Origin of the sequence: Streptomyces sp. NRRL WC-3618, assembly GCF_001280005.1 — a bacterium.
GTDB lineage: Bacteria > Actinomycetota > Actinomycetes > Streptomycetales > Streptomycetaceae > Streptomyces.
Genome location: NZ_LGDW01000319.1, coordinates 1 through 370, shown reverse-complemented (window position 1 = coordinate 370; position 370 = coordinate 1). Strand labels below are relative to the sequence as shown.

At 65.7% G+C, this 370-nt stretch carries 1 protein-coding gene; it reads left to right on the top strand.

Annotation, left to right across the window (positions count from 1 at the left end; translation table 11 throughout):
* Positions 1-370, top strand: a 370-nt coding sequence (locus ADL01_RS24285) for a HAMP domain-containing protein (protein WP_159049615.1), incomplete at both ends; no start/stop codon positions are given.

The following is a 370-nucleotide window of genomic DNA, read 5'->3' as shown; positions in this document are numbered from 1 at the left end:
GATTCTGGAGCTGAAGAACACCATCAACACGATGGTGGATCAGTTGTCCGGCTTCGCCGACGAGGTCACCCGGGTCGCCCGCGAGGTCGGCACCGAGGGGCGGCTCGGCGGACAGGCGGACGTCAAGGGCGTGAAGGGCACCTGGCGCGACCTCACGGACTCCGTGAACTTCATGGGCGGCAACCTCACCGCGCAGGTCCGCAATGTGGCCCAGGTGGCCACGGCGGTGGCTCAGGGGGATCTCTCCCAGAAGATCACTGTGGATGCGCGTGGGGAGATTCTGGAGCTGAAGAACACCATCAACACGATGGTGGATCAGTTGTCCGGCTTCGCCGACGAGGTCACCCGGGTCGCCCGCGAGGTCGGCACC